We start from the raw sequence: 15,990 nt of genomic DNA, 5'->3' as shown, positions 1-15,990 counted from the left end.
CGTCAATCCTGTCCGCGTTGATAGAACCGCTGCTCCACAGGTACGTAAAACTCATCGAGCGACTGCGGCACCCGGGCGTTGAAGCCGAGCACCTGGCGCATCCATGCATTGCAGCGGCCGAGATTGCCGTAGCCGAACAGGCGTGCGTAATCGAGCTGCGGCTTGAAGAACGGGCTGGTGAACGTCAGCGTCAGCGCACGACGCGGCGCGTTGGTGGTATTGCGTCCGGTTGCATGCCACATGCGCGAATCGAACAGCAGAATCGAGCCACGCTCTCCGGTCGCACGCGAGGCGTGAGCGTAGAAATGCTCGTCGGTGGGCTGCTCCAGCATGTTCTGCGAGTGCGGAAGAATATGCGTTGCGCCGTTCTCCAGCGTGAAATCATCGAGCATCACCAACGCGTTCACCATAAAGCGCCGCGTGTCGGAGCCGAAGCGGATATCGCGATGCACGTTCTGCACGTACGCGCGCGAGTCGCGCTCGTTGATGACGCCACCGTACGAATTCAGAACGAAGTTGCCTTCAAAGTACCCCTTGAAAATCGGCTCCAGCGCCGAGAGCTGCGCCAGCAATTCGACGTAACACGGGTCATCCATCAGCAGATGGTGCAAGGTGCCGGCGCTGTTTTCCAGCACGCCGTTGCGGTGCCGGATTTCGTCGCGCAACGCGAGCGAAGGACCCAGCGCCTCGACCACCGAATCGAGCAATTCGCTGCGAATCAGCCGGGGAAGCACCGTCCAGCCTGCCGTTGCAAGCGCAGTGTGGTGTTGAGCATCAATCGTGTTCATGAGTGGGGCGAAGCAACGGCAAAAGTGAAGGGCTCAGCGTCGATCATCAGCCAGGATGGCCATCGGAACGACGTCGAGATAGCGGCCGCCTTTGAAGGCGGCCTGGCGCAACAGACCTTCGGCGCGAAAGCCCACCTTCTCGTAAAGGGCGATGGCGCGCGCATTGGACGCGAGCACGGTCAACGAAATACGGTTGAGGTTGAGGTCGCCGAATGCGTGGTCGAGCGTCTGGCGCGTCGCGGCCTCGCCGATGCCGCGGCCGCGTGCCGTCTGCGTGCCGATCTGGATCGAGAACTCCGCGCAGCGGTGCACCCAGTCGATGTCCAGCAGGTATGTCACGCCCACTAATTCCTGGGTGGAGGCGAGGCATACGGCGAGCCGAACATTGGCGGCGCGGGAGCCGAGGTAACTATCGAACCATCTGTTGTCGATCTCGGCGCCCACATACCGGAAGGCGCCGCCCAGCAGGCTGACTAGCGCCTTGTCGGAGCGCCACGCATTGATAGTCGGCAGGTCGCCGCGTTCGATCTCGCGCAGGAATATCGTGTTGTCGCTCATGCGAGCCGGTCCAGTAAGTGTTGCACCATCGGCGCGAGATCGTCGCGCGTAAGCCGCTGATCGCATGGCAGGCAAAGGGTCGAGGCCGGGAGATTGCGCTCGAAGTCCGGCGCGCCTTCAGCGTCCGCCACGTCCGGCCAGTAAGTGGGCGTATAGATGCGCTGCGCGCGAAGCGTTTCCCGCGCGCCAGTGGGTGCGTCGAAAAACGGGTAGCAGAGCGGCACCGCATGTTCGTCGTGGCGAAACGTAAAGCGGTTGTAGCGCTGCAACTTCTCATGCAGGAAAGCGAAATTTTCGATGCGGCGCGCCCGCACATCTGCATAGTCGATACTGGCGAGCAGCCGCTCGGTCAGTCTCGACATCTGCAACGGCTCCTGGTACTTCAGACCTTCTTCGGCGGCGGCGTAGCCGGCGTAGCCGGCTTCCGCATCTTTTGCGAGCCGGGTCAGCAGGTGTCCGCAGCGCAGCAATGAAGCATCGTCGATTGCTTCCGGCATATCGATCGGCTGCCGGGTGACGAGATAGCCGCCGTCCGGCACGCCGAGAAACTTCCGCGGCGAGTACAGCGTGGCGAGACAGTCGGCGGGCTGCGCGAAGAACGCTTGCGCGTTGTCGATCAACACGCGTTCGCGAGGAAAGCGGCTGAGCACGTCGTCGACCTGGCGGGCGCACAGGTCGAAATAGTTGACGTAGAGGAGCCACTCATCGTCGCCGATATCGGCGGACTGCACACGCAAGTCGGCATCGAGCCGATAGCGTTTGACCGGCGTGCCGGTCATGCGCAAAGGCTCGATCATCGCGTCGCAAATGTACCAGGGCATCCAGACGGCAGCCGGCCGCTTCGCCCGAAGCAGTGCGAGGAACGCCGCGCGCGACGACTGGAAACGCAGCGCGTCGCCGTGAAGAGGCGCTTCGACTCGCGGCAGTTCGAGTTCGAAATAGCCGCCGATTGCGCGCGGCTCGCGCGCAATCATGCTGTCACCTCGACGCACAGCATATCTCTCACGCTGTTTTTGCTATTGAACATCAGGACGTCGAGAATGGATAAGGCGGGATGAAAGGCGCCGTCGTCGAACTGCGCATAGGGACACAGGTTCGGCTCGATGAAGGCAAGCTCCACGCCGCGCGCCGAAAACGCCGCGCTATCGTAAAGCGCGCGGCCGCCCGGAAGGTTCACATAGGTGCTCGCCTGCTCTTTTGCGCAGATGTCGAGGACCCGCTCCGTGCCTTTGAGATGCGCGTTGCCATATATCGTCGACGACGGGACGAATTCGGTGTCGATCTCGAGGTACTTGCAGATTTCCATGACGGTGTGCGAAGCGAGCAGCGAAACTGGCGCGAGAGGCTCCGCCAGAATCCGTGCGATCAATGCGCTGACCTGCGGGTAGTGAGGCGCTTTGGCATAGGCGTGCCGAATCGATTCAAGCAGTTTGCGCAGCCACCGCTCGCGCGGTTCGACCAGCACTTCGTTAATCTTCAACGAAGGACTCGCACCGCTGAGCGGCACGGTGAGATAACGCACCTGGTCGCCCTGCAGCATGCGGTTACGGTTGATCCAGCCGTTCTTGATGAAGTTCACGTCGTCGTAAAAGACGAACTTGTCGGCTGCCGCAGCCAGCTGAAAATACCCGATGTACGGGAGCAGGTAGGGCTGCATGATCGCGAGCTTCATGACGTTCAGGTATCCGCGATAATCCCGATGATGCGATCGAGCATGTCGTCTGTCAGCGCCGGGAAGATCGGCAGACACAGCACCTGTTGCGCGGCGGCACGCGCGACTGGCAAGTTGTCCTGGCGCGCGGAAGGCAGGCCGCGATAGATCGGAAAGTCCGAGATCAGCGGATAGAAATAGCGGCGCGCGTAGATGTTGCGGTCGCGGAACTTCTGATACAGCGCATCCCGGCTGATCGGATACTCCGGTCCGACGAGAATCGGAAAGTACGAGTGGTTCGCGACTTTCTGGCCTTCTTTGGGCAGGCAGCGGATACCGCGCACATCGCGCAGCCGTTCGCGATAGATCGCGTCGACGCGCGCGCGCTTTGCCAGCGCTTCATCAATGTGCTGCAGTTGCAGCAGCCCGAACGCGGCGTTGATTTCGCTCATCTTGCCGTTGATGCCGGATGCCACCACGGTCACTTCGTCGACGAAACCGAAGTTCTTCAGATGGTCAATGCGCTGTTTGGTCCTGGCGTCCTGGCAGATGATCGCGCCACCTTCGAACGTGTTGAAAACCTTGGTCGCGTGGAAGCTCAGCACCGCGAGGTCGCCGTGTTCGAGCACACTGCCGGTTTCGGTCTGCACGCCGAAAGCATGGGCCGCGTCGTAAATCACCTTCAGATTGTAGTTGTCGGCGATTTTCTGGATCGCTTCGACGTCGCACGGCTTGCCGTAGCAATGCACCGGCATGATCGCGGTGGTCTGCGGCGTGATCGCGGCCTCGATTTTGGCGGGGTCGAGATTGAGCGTGTGCGGATCGATATCGGCGAATACCGGCTTGATGCCGTTCCACACCAGCGAGTGCGCGGTTGCAACGAACGAATAGGGTGTGGTGATCACCTCGCCGGTCACGCGCAGCGCCTGCAGCGCGGTGAGCAATGCCAGTGTGCCGTTGGTGAACAGCGCGAGATGCTTGACGCCGAGGTACTTGCACAAGGCCGCTTCGAACTGCTGGTGAAACGGGCCGGCATTGGTCAGGATCTTGCTGTCCCAGATCTGTTGAAGATAGGGGATGAATTCTTCGAGCGGCGCGAGATGCGGCTGGGTAACGTAAATGCGGTCGTCGATCTGCGGCTCGATGGCCCCAAGCGGTAAGGCAGCGTTCACTTGTTTTCCCCTGTTTCGGATGGCGCGGTGTCGCCTGTGGCGGCAATGGCTTCTTCTGCCGTTACTTCGAACGGGATCGCCGGTTGGCCATCGCACCAGCGTTGCCACATGATTCGCAAGGCGCGCGACAACCCTGCGGCGACCACTTCGGGCCGGAATGCCGCCGAGGCCATGCAGCGTTCGCGCAGACCGATGCGCAGCGCGGCGAGCGCGGGAATATCGGAGGACAGCGCAACGCCCTTAGCGACGAAATCCGCCTTGTCCGTAGCGAGAAACTGCTCCAGCCCGACGTGCGACATCCAGGTGGTGCCGGCGCGGCTCGGTAGCGTGTTGCCGCAGATGGTCAGAGTCGGCACGCCCATCCACAAGGAATTCAGCACGGTGGTCGAACCCGTGTATGGGAACGTGTCGAGACAGATGTCGACGTGAAAATGCTGCTGCAGATAGACCGGGATGCTCGAGCGGCGACGGAACATCAGCCGCTCGCGTCCGATACCGACGCTGCCGAACCAGTCGATCAGGAGCTGTTCGTCATCGTCGTTGGCGATTGCGCCGAGCAGCATGCGCGACGAAGGCTGCGCGTGCAGTAATTCCGCCCACAGCGCGATCACGTCGCGGCGCAATTTGTTCATCCGGTTGAAACTGCCGAAGGTTACATAGCCGTTGTGCATGGCCGGCAGAATGTTGACCGGCGGCGCGCTCTTTTCGGGCAGGAACGGAGCGTTCGCCGGCAAATGGACGATCTTCTCCGAGAACATACGTTCGGCATCGCCGAACGGTACGCCGAATCTGTCCACCAGGTAGTAATCCATCGCGCTGAGGCCTGTGGTGGCCGGATAGCCGAGCCAGCTCACCTGGATCGGCGCGGGCTTGCGCGCAAACGTGAGGAGGCGGTTGCGGCCCGTATGTCCCGACAGGTCGAACAGAATGTCGATGCGTTCGTCGCGGATCTTGTTGGCCAGCTGCGCGTCCGGCATGCCGGTGATCTGCTGCCATTCATCGGCGCAATCGCGCAGCAATCGGGTGTAGTCATCTTCCATGATGTAGTTGTTGTACACATGGAGGGAGACGTTCGGGTCCTGGGCGAGATGCTGCATGACCGGAAGCAGGTAGGACGCTACGGCATGCCGGAACAGATCGCCGGAGACGAGGCCGATTTTGAGTTTGCGCGTCGGCGAGCGCTTGTTGACGTGCCGTGGCCACTGTGCGCGCACTGGCGCTTCGTGTTGCTGCGCGAATTTGAGGTGCTCGGCGAACAGCGTGCCCTGATCGATCTCAGGGTTGTGAGCGAGGGCAAACAGAAAGTTGTCGGCCGAGATCGGGTCTTTGGGGTTTTTCTCAAGCGCCACGCGGAAGTTTTGCTCCGCTTCCGCCACGAAGCCCAGGTCGAGTTGCAGCACACCCAGCGTGCTGTAGATGCTTGAATCGTCCGGCTTCAGTTCGATGGCGCGGCGTGCTGCGGCAAAACCCTCAGCTACGCGGCCCTGATGCACCAGCGACATGGCAAAGATGCGCTGCGCTTCGGCGTATTCCGGATTGATCTCGAGGATCGCGCGGCAAACCTGTTCCGTTTCTGCATACTGCCCCTTCAGGCGAAGCGTATCCGCGAGCACCGTGCGGCTCTCGAGTTCCTCGGGCAGCAGTTCCGCGGCTTTGCTCAACGGGGCGACCGCGTCGTCGTAACGGCCCAGCCGGTGCAGCGCGATGCCGAGCCATCGCCACGCGTTGCCGTCCGCGGGGAAGCGTTCGGTGAACGAGCGGGCAATTTTCACCGCTTCGGTGATATTGCCTTTGTTGTACAGCGCCGTGTAGCGATTCGTTTCCTGCTGGCTGATCCGGCGTCCCGACGCGATCGTGGAGCGGTTTTCCTGAGCGTTTGCCGAGGCGCCTTTTTCCGCGGCCGGCAGGGCGGTTCCCGGTGGCTCTTTGGGCACAACCGGAAATGTCGAGATGACTTTGTCCGGATTCGACATCCGGACGATGAGGCCATCCACTGCGGGGCCTTTCAGCCCTTGCTTCTGGCCCATCTCCAGGGCGAGCCACGCGGCGGCGGCTTCACCTGCGTCGATCAATGCGCTGACATAGGCTGCCCAGTACTGCCCGTTTTGCGGCTGGTACCCGAGGAGTTGCTCGAAAAGCGGCAATGCGTCCCGCGACCGATCGGTCTGGCCGAGCAGCACGGCAAGGTTGTACAGCACGTCCGCGTGCTGCGGCTTCGCGTCGAGAATCGCACGATAGAGCGTTTCGGCGTCGTCGAATTCACCCTTGTGGTGGTGCTCCAGAGCCGTTTGCAAGACGAGCGCAATGTCCTGCTCGAGTTGCTGCTCGGACGTCAAGGGGTTGGCGGTGGGCTGCTCGTACAGGAGAGTCATGGTCTCAGCGCAGAATGGTCTATGAACGAAATTGTGCGACGGGGCAAGCGGTTCTGATGCTCGGAGATGATGGGGAAAAGGCCGCCTGTTTGGCGTATGGGGAGGACGGGTGAAAAGCCGAAAGACAAGAAAAAAACCCGCACGAGGCGGGCTGAGGGAACGAGCGCGCCTCACTTCGGCACGTAGTTCTTATTGTTGGGTCGGCCGGCTGAGCCGGCTGTTTGGGAGCGGACGTCGCCTTGCGCGGCTCCGCCCCGGCTGATTTTTCTACAGGCGGGCCATCCGCTGATATTCCCCGGCTGCCCTGGTGCGTCCGATCGCCGCTTCGAACTCGATGTGCAATTCGTTCTGGGTGACTTCAGCGTCGGCGAGTAGCGCGGCGTCGATCGCCTGGATCTGGCGGATCATCTCCAGCGCGGCCGGTTTCTGGCCGGCGGTGAGCGACATCAGCAGCGGCGAGCGCGTTTCGGTCAGGCGGGCGGCTTCCGGCCAGTCGGCGAGCGAGGCCGCCTGTTCGATTGCCCGCGTGATGGACAACACGCGTTCGACCAGTTCCGCCTGGGTCATGTTGTGCGTGTTCATGGCTTAGCTCTTGTTCGTGGCCAGCGCGCCTGCGCTGTTGGTGCCGCCGAACAGCGCGGTCAGGTATTGCGAATTGTTGTTCATGGTCGCCATCAACGTGTTCAGCGCGGTGAACTGCGCCTGATACTGGTTCGTCAATTGTGTCGTGTAGTCGGCGAGCGCGGTTTGCTGTGTGGCGATGCTCTTCAGGTCGGCGTTCAGCGCGCTATTGCGCGTGTCGATGATGCCGCCGGTCTGCGTGAAGGTGGTGATGCTGGCGTTCAACTGCTCGGCAATGCCGTTGGTCGAATTGAACAGCGATGCGACCGTGGCCGGGCTGCTCGTCAGCGCCGTGTTCAGCGCGTTGTTGTCGACCACCAGCGTGCCGTCCGCCGGATCGTCCTTCAGCGTGATGCCGATCGCCGCCAGGGTGGCGCCCGTGCTGCCCGAGCCAACCGCACCGCCGACGATATTGGCCAGCGTGTTCTTGATCGTCTGCAGCGTGGAGTCGCCCAGCAGCGGACCTTGCGACGTCGAGCCGGAACTGAACGACGTGAGCGTGGACATCGTCGTCACGACGGTGTTGTACAGGCTCACGAAATTGTTGATCGCGGTGTTCTGCGACGTAGTGTCCTGCGCGATGGTCAGCGTCTGCGGGGTGCCAGCGGGCGTGCCCACGGCCGCCGCCGTCAGGTTGATCGTCACGCCTGAAATGGCGCCGGTCACCGCGTTGCTGGAACTGCTGCCCGCGATTCCGCCGATCGTGTACTCCGCGTCTTGCGCGTAGCCACTTTGCGTCCACGCGCTGTTCGAATTAGCCGACGAGATCGACGACTGGCCGCCCGTGGTGCTGGCCGTCGACGTCACGCCGAGGCTCGACAGGCCGGTGTCGCTCGTGACGTTGCTGGTCGAGACGTTGATGACGTTGGCCGCCCCCGTGTTCGCCGCGCGCAGCACGAGGTGGGCGCCGTCCGTGCCGGTCACGATGGTGGCCGTGACGCCCGGGTTGCTGCTGCTCGCGTTGATCGCCGACGCGATGCCCGAGAGCGTGTTGTTGCTGCTGTCGACGTTGATATCCATCGACTTGCCGTTCATCGAGATCGACAGCGTGCCAGTGCCTAGCGCCGTCGTGGCGCCGAAGGCTGCCGACGATAAGGCTTGCGAGCTGGCGATCTGCGTCACGGCGATCGAATAACTGCCGGCCACGGCGCCGACGCCGGCTGTCGCCGTCAGCCCGGTACCGCTCGCGGTCGCCGCGAACGTTGCCAGCGTGTTGCCGTTGGCGAGATTCGTGATGCCCGACTGCAGCGCGCTGAGCGCCGAGCTCAGTGCGCCGTACGCGGACAGCGTGGTGTTGTCGGTGGTTTGCTGTGCCGCCAGAGCCGCGGTTTGTCCGGCGGTCTTGGCGTTCACGAGCGCCGTGACGAGTGTCGACACGTCCATCGACGAATTGCCCGTCGAGCCGCTGATGATCGATTGGGCAGCCGACTGCAGCGCGGCGTTGGCGCTTGCTGTAGAAGACGAGGTTGAGATCGAGGACATGCAGAGGCTCCGGGCGTCTGGAAATCGGTGTTGGTTGGTGCGCGATGCTACATCACTACGTGATGGAAATGCACGGCGGGAGGCATGCCTCCCGTCGCTTGAAACCCGGCGATGCGCCCCGTTTGCGCGCGGCGCATCGCCGTTACTGCGTCAGCTCTTACTGCAGGAGCTTCAGAACTTGCTGTGGGTTCGAGTTAGCTTGCGCCAACACCGAGATACCAGCTTGTTGCAGCACTTGCGCCTTGCTCAGGTTGGCCGTTTCTTGTGCGAAGTTGGCGTCCGTGATTTGCGACTGTGCCGACGACAGGTCGGTCGATTCAGCTTGCTGCGACGTCGAGATTGCGGTGAAGCGGTTTTGCGCGGCGCCCAGTGCAGCTTGCAGCGTGTTCACGGTCTGCAGCGCATTGTCGATAGAGACCATTGCCTCGTTCGCGCCGGTGACCGTGCTGATGTCGAGGCCCGAAACCGTCGGCGGGTTGTTGATCGCGTTGATCTGTGCGACCGATGCGATGGCGGCGGAGGACGCCGCGCCGGTCGTCGGAATGGCACCTGCGCTGAGCGCGAGCGAAGTAATTGCAGTGCCGGTGCCCGAGGCCGTACCAGCGCTGAAAATCGAGCTCACTGCCGCAGCCGAGATAGCCTGGTTGTTCTGGTCGGTGAACGTATAGCCGCCCTTGCCGTCCGACAGCACGTTGATCGACGTGATCGTTGCGCCCGTGCTCGTGTAGACACCCGTCGAGCTGAGGCTGACGGCGATCGTGCCGACCGTTTGACCCGTTTGCACCAGGCCGCCGCCGATCTTCGCTGCCGACATCGATTGGCTCAGATCCAGGCTGATCGTCTGACCGACGTTCGCGCCGACCTGGAACGTCACGCTGCCTGCCGAGCCGTCCAGAATGTTGGTGCCGTTGTACGTCGTTTGCGATGCGATACGGTTCACTTCAGCGATCTGTGCCGAAACTTCCTTCTGCAGCGCTGCCTGGTCGCTCGACGACAGCGAACCGGTCGATGCTTGCACCGCCAACTGGCGGATACGTTGCAGGCTGGAGGTCAGCGAGGACAGTGCGCTCGATGCGGTTTGAATCATCGACACGCCGTCATTCGCATTCGACACGCCCTGGTTCAGGCCGTTGATCTGCGTTTGCATACGCGTCGAGATTGCCAGGCCTGCTGCATCGTCAGCCGCGCTGTTGATGCGCTTGCCCGACGACAGACGGGTGATGGCTTGCGAAAGGGCGCTTTGCGAGCCATTAAGGTTTTGCTGTGCAACCAGCGAGTTGATGTTGCTATTGATTCCGAGCATGGAAAATCTCCTAAATAAGCCTTGAGCCCAATACGCCACGTTGGCATCGGCGGAAGCACTCGTTCATTGCTGGCCGCCTCAGTGAAGGTTGACGGCGCCTCTTAAAAAAACTTGAGGAACTTTGTGCAATAGCGACCCAATTGTTTTCCGGGCCGGGCGGCGCTGCGCAGCCCGCGAAGCCTTGCTCCGCAGACCCACTGCAGGTATTGAAAAGACGGCGTATTCTCTTTTTCTCTCGTGACAAACCCTGGAGAAATCATGCAAAAGCGCAGGATTGGGCGTTCGCAATTACAGGTCGCACCGCTTATGTTCGGCGGCAATGTTTTCGGCTGGACCGCCGATGAAGCCACCTCGTTTTCGATTCTGGATGCGTTTGTCGATGCCGGACTCGACTTTATCGATACTGCCGATGTCTATTCCGCGTGGGTGCCGGGCAACCAGGGCGGAGAGTCGGAAACCATCATCGGCAAATGGCTCCGTCAGAGCGGCAAGCGCGACAAGATCGTGCTCGCCACCAAGGTCTCGAAGCATCCGCAACGCAAGGGGTTGTCGGCGGCGAACATTCAGGCCGCTCTAGAGGATTCGCTGCGGCGCTTGCAAACCGATTACATCGACGTCTACTTTTCCCACGACGACGACACCGAAACGCCGCTCGCCGAAACGCTCGGCGCGTATCAGAAACTGATCGAGGCGGGCAAGGTGCGGGTGATCGGCGCGTCGAACTACAGCGGCGCGCGCGTGGAGGAAGCGCTTGCGGTGTCCCGTCAGCACGGACTACCCGAATATCAGCTGTTGCAGCCGGAATACAACCTGTATGACCGCGCGGAATATGAGCGCGACATCGAGCCGGTGGCGCTCGCCAATCAGCTCGGCGTGGTGGTGTACTACAGTCTTGCGAGCGGCTTTCTGTCCGGTAAATACCGCTCGAAAGCGGATCTGGCCAACAAGGCGCGCGGCAGCCGGGTCGAAAAGTACCTGAACGAACGCGGTTTGCGAATTCTTGCCGCGCTGGACCGGATCGCCGACGCGCATGGCAGCACGCCGGCTACGGTTGCCCTGGCATGGCTGATCGCGCGGCCTGGCGTTACGGCCCCGATTGCCAGCGCAACGTCGGTCGACCAGCTCAAAAGCCTCGCGGCAGCCGTTCATCTGATGCTGACGGGCGCCGATATCCGCGAGCTGAACGAAGCTAGCGCCTGAGCGCAAACGACCTGGCGCAATCGCTAAACCCCTGGTAGGATGGAGAGTTTCCTGATATCATCGGGAGTGAATTGAGATCTTTGCCTGTTTCGTCAACGCCTTTCCGTTGATGAAAGGTCGGCGAAACGGCAGCAGACGCGGCTTTTGCATCATGTCTGTCCGCGTTCCGCGGTGAACTCCCCACCTCTCTTTTCCGGCCTCCGTGGCCGCTTTGCCTCTCGTTTCAATCGTGGTTTGGCCGGGTTCTGCCCGCGTTTGCCTGTTACTGGCCATGAATTGGAACGACCGGAGGGCCGGCGCGTGAGCGGTATGCCGCCACGCAATTTACCCCTATCAAGTGATTGAGTTAGGAATTACATGACGACGATTCTTCTGAAAGAAAACGAGCCGTTCGAAGTGGCGATTCGCCGCTTTCGTCGCGCAATCGAAAAGAATGGCCTGATCGCTGAACTGCGTGAGCGCCAATCGTACGAAAAGCCGACCACGGCACGTAAGCGCAAGAAGGCTGCTGCTGTGAAGCGCCTGCACAAGCGCCTGCGCAGCCAGATGCTGCCGAAGAAGCTGCACTAAGCACGCTTTTTCCGCACGGCCGAACGGCGGTGTGAGCTTCGAAAGAAGCCACATCGCCGTTTTGCTTTTTGGCCGTTTCTTTTTGGCCGTTCGTTGGATCGCCCGGCGTTGGGCGACCAAGGCGGTTGTGCGTTTGTGGTGGCGGACGGTGTGCGCCGCGACCCGAGGTGGTGCCGCAGTCGTGCTTTGGCGAGCCGTATCCCTGTTATGCCGCGCTCTTCAGCCGTCCGGCGGAAAGGCCGAACTGGCGGGCGATCGAGCCCAGACGGTCACGCCACTCCCACGTGCCAAATGCATCGTGCACGTTTTGCAGGCAACTGAGCAGATCGACGGTGGCCGGGTCGTACACATTGATGTGCGAGCGCAGAAGCGCCTTCTTCAGGGCGGACACGCCGACATCCATATACGCCGGCATTGCGGTGGCCGTTTTGCCCACATAGCGCACCGGAATACCTTCCATCGCGGTCATGTAGTCGCGAGGCCTGATGAAGTTGCCCACCGGGCAGCCGCCGCAATAGCCGCGATAGGCGCCGCCGCCGCGCGGCAGCAGTGCGGCGCATTTCTGGGCTAACAGATGGTCGACGGCCTGGTCGAAAATATCCTGATGCGTCAGGAAGTTAAGCGTTTTCATGGTTGGTCTCCCGTGCGCTACGCCGCGGTTATTCGTTGTTTGAGCGTGCGACTGGCGATATCGGGCGCGCGCTATTCGGCGGCGAGGCCCGGACTCGCGCGGCGCGGCGAAAAGCGTCTGATTCCCCGAATCGGATGTTTTTCGTCGATGCAACTCGCAGACAGAGTTTGCCGGTTGTCGCAGCCGCAGCTCGTAACGGTATAACGACCAATGCGGCCCGGAAGCGCAGCAGCGCTTTCACCGGTTGGGCGTATCGGGACGAATCCGGCGTCACGGCGCGTCGCGTCTTCGTCCTCCAGGCTTACGTCGCAGGCTGATGGGCGGACCACGCGCAGCGGCGCATGGGAGTTTCCCTGAGCCACCTTTCTTTTTTAGAACCGCGGTACTAGACAGCGGGAAGCCGCCGCCGCTGCTTCATCCCGCTTTACGATTACGTCCCTTCTTGCCGAGCGCCGCGCATCGTGCGCGGCACGTGCAACTCGCCTCATGGTCGTTCACCATACCCACCGCTTGCATGAACGCATAGCAGATCGTCGAGCCGACGAACTTGCAACCGTAGCGCTTCAGCCCCTTGCTGAGCGCGTCCGAAATATCGGTCGACGCTGGCGCCTGCTTGTAGGAAGCCCAATCGTTCTGGATCGGCGTCTGATCGACGAACGACCAGACGAAATTGGCAAGCGAGCCGTGCTCGGCCTGAATCTGCTGGACCGCGCGAGCGTTGGTAATGGCCGCTTCGATCTTGCCGCGATGGCGCACGATACTTTCGTCCGTCACCAGCGCATCAACATGCTTCGGCGTAAAGCGCGCGACTTTGTCGATATCGAAGTCGGCGAAAGCGCGCCGATAGCCGGCCCGTTTGTTGAGAATCGTCGACCACGACAAACCTGCCTGAGCGCCCTCCAGCACCAGCATCTCGAACAGATGCTGGTCATCGCGCGAGGGCACTCCCCATTCGGTGTCGTGGTAGTGTGCGAGCGCTTCGCTCGATACCCAGTTGCATCGCTGTGTCACTGTCGCGCTCCTGCGTTGTGATGTCGCCCGCCAGCATAGCCGAAGCCGTGCGCACTGCAAGTTAGCCGTTCGGCCGATTGCCGGATTGAAACTGACCTGCCACGCTACGCGTTATTCATCCACGGAACTCATTCGATTCCATGAACAAAGACTTCTTTCTGATCGGCATCGATGGCGGCGGCAGCGGCACGCGCGTCGTGCTCGGCGACGCACAGGGCCGCGAGCTGGCGCAGGCGGCAAGCGGGCCGTCCGGTTTGGGGCTCGGTGTCGAACGTGCGTGGCAGGCCATTGCAGCCGGCTGCGGCGAAGCATTTGCACGCGCCGGCGTGGCGCTCGACTGGTCGCGCTGCATACTTGGCTGCGGACTGGCGGGCGTTAATAATCGCGACTGGCTGACAGCGTTTCGTGCACAGGCGCCCGCGCTAGCCGGACTCGCCGTGGAAAGCGACGCCTATACCACCCTGCTGGGCGCACACGCCGGCGCGCCGGGCGTGATCGTCGCGCTTGGCACCGGCAGCGTGGCGGCCGTGCTGGATGGCGACGGCGAATGCCGTATGGTCAGCGGCTACGGCTATCCGTCGGGTGACGAAGCGAGCGGCGCGTGGCTCGGGTTGCGAGCCATCGTGCATGCGCAACATGCACTCGACGGCCGCGGCCCCAACGACGATCTCGCACAAGTGCTGCTCGTCCATACCGGCGCGCATGACCGTGACAGCCTCGTCGTCTGGCTCTGCGAAGCCAATCAGACCGCTTATGCGAGACTTGCGCCGATCGTCATCGCCCACCGCACGCACCCGTTCGCGGCGCGTTTGCTCGGCGAGGCCGGCGTCGAAGTGGGCAAGATGATCGCCGCGCTGGATTCTTCGGCGAGCCTGCCGATCGCGTTGTGCGGCGGACTCGGCACGCCGTTGCGCGAGTACGTGCCGCAGATCTATCAGGCGCGGTTGCGCGAGCCGCTGGCCGACTCTGCGCATGGTGGATTGCAACTGGCGCAGCGCGAAGCGGTTCGTGTCGGCAGCTGAAAACGGCGCGTCGTGGTGCGCTCACGGCTGAGAATCGCCGGGCGTGGCCCGCCCGTTTCCGGTGAACCCGGCCGGCGCCGGTAAAATACGCGCTTCGATGTTGCCCGACTGCTCACACTATGTACAAAGTTATCGCCACGGACCTCGACGGCACGCTGCTCAATGCCGATCACCAGGTAGATCCGTTCACGGTCGCCACCGTGCGTAAACTCGAGAGCGACGGCCTGCGCTTCGTGATTGCAACGGGCCGCCATTATTGCGACGTCGCGGGCATCCGCGACGTGCTGGGCATCAGTCCGTATCTGATCACGTCGAATGGCGCGCGCATTCACGCGCCGGACAACACGGTGATTCATGCCGACGACCTGCCTCCTGCCATCGTGCAACGGCTGGTGCGGCCGGAAATCGCCGGTGCGCATGGCCGTGTGATCGTCAATCTGTTCGCCGATCAGGCCTGGCTGATCGATCGCGATGCGCCGGATCTGCTGAAGTTTCACCAGGACTCGGGGTTCACTTACGCGGTGACCGATCTGCCGAAACACGACGGCGTAGACATCGCGAAAGCTCTCTACATTGGCGAGCCGGCCGATCTCGCGCAGGTCGCGGCAAATCTCGCACGCGAATTCGGCGATGCCCTTTACGTGACCTATTCGCTGCCGGACTGCCTGGAAGTGATGACAGCGAACGTATCGAAGGGGCGCGCGTTGCAGATCGTGCTCGAGCGCGTCGGCGTGGATGCCTCGCATTGCGTGGCGTTCGGCGACAACATGAACGATATCGATCTGCTGGAGACGGCCGGACATCCGTTCATGATGAATAATGCCAATCCCGATCTCATGGCGCGTCTGCCGAACGTGCTGCGCATTGGCAACAACTTCGAAGCGGGCGTCGCGCACCATCTGCGCAAGCTTTTCTCGCTCGACGACGAATTAATGTCCTGACCGAAAATGGAACCGGCCCGCGTCCGTTTTCGTGAACGCGGGCCGTTTCTCGTGCGAACCTTCGCGGCTGTCCGGTTGCTGTCGACCGTGTTGCAGGTCGCCGGTTGAGCGGCGGCGGCAAGACACCTCGTTAGCCGCCGTCAGCCGCACCACGAAGATCAGCCGTGCCATCCGCCACGGCGATCGCCATGGTCGCCACGGTCATCGCGCCCCCAGCCACGATCGTTGTGGTTCCAGCCACGGTCATACCGATGGTCGCCACGGTAGTAATCACCGCGATCGTAACCGCGGCCCCAGCCACGATTGCCGTAATACACCGGCTGCGGCGCGGCATAGACCGGAGCCGGTCGGGCATAAACCGGTACGCCGAGCGACAAACCGATGTTCAGATCCGTATGCGCTTGCGCGACACCGCATGCGCCCGCTGCGAGTCCTGCGGCTACCAGCAAGTGAGTGACGATGCGTTTCATGTTTGTTCTCCTGTGAGGCGACGTATGTGTGTCGCACAGGACCAATCTACGCATTCCGGCCGGCGGGTACTGCGACGAGATGTTACGGACTGCAAGCATCGTCGCGGGAATTGAAAGGCGGGCGCAGCGGCATTCGAGTGCAGCCCGTGCGAGCCGCTGCTCTCTCAAAGCCAAGCCGTACAAGGACGCGCGACCATT

General features: G+C 62.0%; 16 protein-coding genes. 4 read left to right on the top strand and 12 right to left on the bottom strand.

All coding sequences use genetic code 11. From position 1 onward, the window contains the following. Positions 1–2 precede the first annotated feature (2 nt). The 9 genes from PDMSB3_RS19710 to PDMSB3_RS19670 form a co-directional block, all read right to left on the bottom strand. Entirely contained in the window at positions 3–788 is a 786-nt protein-coding gene (locus PDMSB3_RS19710; protein WP_165187231.1) for a phytanoyl-CoA dioxygenase family protein, read from the bottom strand. 33 nt (positions 789–821) lie between these two features. Beyond that, entirely contained in the window at positions 822–1,346 is a 525-nt protein-coding gene (locus tag PDMSB3_RS19705; RefSeq protein ID WP_165187228.1) for a GNAT family N-acetyltransferase, read from the bottom strand. Next, a complete protein-coding gene (locus tag PDMSB3_RS19700) occupies positions 1,343–2,320 on the bottom strand; it encodes a hypothetical protein (protein ID WP_165187226.1) in 978 nt (325 codons plus the stop codon). Before PDMSB3_RS19700 ends, PDMSB3_RS19705 begins: the two co-directional genes overlap by 4 nt. Then, positions 2,317–3,018, bottom strand: a complete 702-nt coding sequence (locus PDMSB3_RS19695; RefSeq protein WP_165187224.1) for a WbqC family protein — start codon at positions 3,016–3,018, stop codon at positions 2,317–2,319. The genes PDMSB3_RS19700 and PDMSB3_RS19695 overlap by 4 nt, the downstream gene beginning before the upstream one ends. A 5-nt stretch (positions 3,019–3,023) precedes the next feature. Then, the gene (gene vioA, locus PDMSB3_RS19690) at positions 3,024–4,169 is read right to left on the bottom strand and encodes a dTDP-4-amino-4,6-dideoxy-D-glucose aminotransferase VioA (protein ID WP_165187222.1); all 1,146 of its coding nucleotides are present in this window, start codon (positions 4,167–4,169) and stop codon (positions 3,024–3,026) included. Further along, on the bottom strand, positions 4,166–6,541 hold the full coding sequence (locus PDMSB3_RS19685) for a tetratricopeptide repeat protein (protein ID WP_165187220.1): 2,376 nt from the start codon (positions 6,539–6,541) through the stop codon (positions 4,166–4,168). The genes vioA and PDMSB3_RS19685 overlap by 4 nt, the downstream gene beginning before the upstream one ends. 267 nt (positions 6,542–6,808) lie before the next feature. After that, on the bottom strand, positions 6,809–7,123 hold the full coding sequence (locus PDMSB3_RS19680) for a flagellar protein FliT (RefSeq protein ID WP_165187217.1): 315 nt from the start codon (positions 7,121–7,123) through the stop codon (positions 6,809–6,811). Positions 7,124–7,126: 3 nt separating this feature from the next. After that, positions 7,127–8,644: a flagellar filament capping protein FliD gene (fliD, locus tag PDMSB3_RS19675; RefSeq protein WP_165187215.1), complete on the bottom strand. Its 1,518-nt coding sequence runs from the start codon at positions 8,642–8,644 to the stop codon at positions 7,127–7,129. A 157-nt stretch (positions 8,645–8,801) separates the two neighbouring features. Continuing rightward, positions 8,802–9,947: a flagellin gene (locus tag PDMSB3_RS19670; protein ID WP_165187213.1), complete on the bottom strand. Its 1,146-nt coding sequence runs from the start codon at positions 9,945–9,947 to the stop codon at positions 8,802–8,804. 258 nt (positions 9,948–10,205) lie between these two features. Between PDMSB3_RS19670 and PDMSB3_RS19665 the strand changes: the two genes are divergently transcribed. Both PDMSB3_RS19665 and rpsU read left to right on the top strand, forming a co-directional pair. Further along, a complete protein-coding gene (locus tag PDMSB3_RS19665; RefSeq protein ID WP_007179989.1) occupies positions 10,206–11,147 on the top strand; it encodes an aldo/keto reductase in 942 nt (313 codons plus the stop codon). A gap of 357 nt (positions 11,148–11,504) precedes the next feature. Next, positions 11,505–11,717 (top strand): 30S ribosomal protein S21, encoded by a 213-nt coding sequence (gene rpsU, locus PDMSB3_RS19660; RefSeq protein ID WP_006050883.1) that lies wholly within the window; start codon positions 11,505–11,507, stop codon positions 11,715–11,717. Positions 11,718–11,922: 205 nt separating this feature from the next. On the opposite strand, the gene PDMSB3_RS19655 is transcribed toward rpsU, so the two are convergent. Both PDMSB3_RS19655 and PDMSB3_RS19650 read right to left on the bottom strand, forming a co-directional pair. Then, complete coding sequence (locus PDMSB3_RS19655; RefSeq protein ID WP_007179988.1) at positions 11,923–12,348, bottom strand: hypothetical protein; 426 nt, start codon at positions 12,346–12,348, stop codon at positions 11,923–11,925. Between the two features lie 414 nt (positions 12,349–12,762). Further along, positions 12,763–13,359: a DNA-3-methyladenine glycosylase I gene (locus PDMSB3_RS19650; RefSeq protein WP_007179987.1), complete on the bottom strand. Its 597-nt coding sequence runs from the start codon at positions 13,357–13,359 to the stop codon at positions 12,763–12,765. Between the two features lie 140 nt (positions 13,360–13,499). Here PDMSB3_RS19650 and PDMSB3_RS19645 point away from each other — a divergent pair, with 140 nt between their 5' ends. Together PDMSB3_RS19645 and PDMSB3_RS19640 are read left to right on the top strand one after the other, a co-directional pair. After that, entirely contained in the window at positions 13,500–14,381 is an 882-nt protein-coding gene (locus tag PDMSB3_RS19645; RefSeq protein WP_007179986.1) for a BadF/BadG/BcrA/BcrD ATPase family protein, read from the top strand. A gap of 119 nt (positions 14,382–14,500) precedes the next feature. Then, positions 14,501–15,322: a Cof-type HAD-IIB family hydrolase gene (locus PDMSB3_RS19640; protein ID WP_007179985.1), complete on the top strand. Its 822-nt coding sequence runs from the start codon at positions 14,501–14,503 to the stop codon at positions 15,320–15,322. Positions 15,323–15,480: 158 nt separating this feature from the next. On the opposite strand, the gene PDMSB3_RS19635 is transcribed toward PDMSB3_RS19640, so the two are convergent. Next, positions 15,481–15,792: a PXPV repeat protein gene (locus PDMSB3_RS19635; protein WP_007179984.1), complete on the bottom strand. Its 312-nt coding sequence runs from the start codon at positions 15,790–15,792 to the stop codon at positions 15,481–15,483. Positions 15,793–15,990: the final 198 nt, after the last annotated feature.

The sequence above is a fragment of the Paraburkholderia dioscoreae genome (assembly GCF_902459535.1).
GTDB lineage: Bacteria > Pseudomonadota > Gammaproteobacteria > Burkholderiales > Burkholderiaceae > Paraburkholderia > Paraburkholderia dioscoreae.
The sequence above is the reverse complement of the archived record's forward strand: the minus strand, read 5'-3'. Positions and strand labels throughout refer to the sequence as shown.

What these genes read in the sequence shown, in the direction of transcription:
- PDMSB3_RS19635 (WP_007179984.1), bottom strand. Translation starts at nt 15,792, where the DNA reads ATGAAACGCATCGTCACTCACTTGCTGGTAGCCGCAGGACTCGCAGCG.
- PDMSB3_RS19710 (WP_165187231.1), bottom strand. Translation starts at nt 788, where the DNA reads ATGAACACGATTGATGCTCAACACCACACTGCGCTTGCAACGGCAGGC.
- PDMSB3_RS19700 (WP_165187226.1), bottom strand. Translation starts at nt 2,320, where the DNA reads ATGATTGCGCGCGAGCCGCGCGCAATCGGCGGCTATTTCGAACTCGAA.
- fliD (WP_165187215.1), bottom strand. Translation starts at nt 8,644, where the DNA reads ATGTCCTCGATCTCAACCTCGTCTTCTACAGCAAGCGCCAACGCCGCG.
- PDMSB3_RS19640 (WP_007179985.1), top strand. Translation starts at nt 14,501, where the DNA reads ATGTACAAAGTTATCGCCACGGACCTCGACGGCACGCTGCTCAATGCC.
- PDMSB3_RS19685 (WP_165187220.1), bottom strand. Translation starts at nt 6,541, where the DNA reads ATGACTCTCCTGTACGAGCAGCCCACCGCCAACCCCTTGACGTCCGAG.
- PDMSB3_RS19670 (WP_165187213.1), bottom strand. Translation starts at nt 9,947, where the DNA reads ATGCTCGGAATCAATAGCAACATCAACTCGCTGGTTGCACAGCAAAAC.
- rpsU (WP_006050883.1), top strand. Translation starts at nt 11,505, where the DNA reads ATGACGACGATTCTTCTGAAAGAAAACGAGCCGTTCGAAGTGGCGATT.
- PDMSB3_RS19695 (WP_165187224.1), bottom strand. Translation starts at nt 3,018, where the DNA reads ATGAAGCTCGCGATCATGCAGCCCTACCTGCTCCCGTACATCGGGTAT.
- PDMSB3_RS19645 (WP_007179986.1), top strand. Translation starts at nt 13,500, where the DNA reads ATGAACAAAGACTTCTTTCTGATCGGCATCGATGGCGGCGGCAGCGGC.
- PDMSB3_RS19705 (WP_165187228.1), bottom strand. Translation starts at nt 1,346, where the DNA reads ATGAGCGACAACACGATATTCCTGCGCGAGATCGAACGCGGCGACCTG.
- PDMSB3_RS19665 (WP_007179989.1), top strand. Translation starts at nt 10,206, where the DNA reads ATGCAAAAGCGCAGGATTGGGCGTTCGCAATTACAGGTCGCACCGCTT.
- PDMSB3_RS19655 (WP_007179988.1), bottom strand. Translation starts at nt 12,348, where the DNA reads ATGAAAACGCTTAACTTCCTGACGCATCAGGATATTTTCGACCAGGCC.
- PDMSB3_RS19680 (WP_165187217.1), bottom strand. Translation starts at nt 7,123, where the DNA reads ATGAACACGCACAACATGACCCAGGCGGAACTGGTCGAACGCGTGTTG.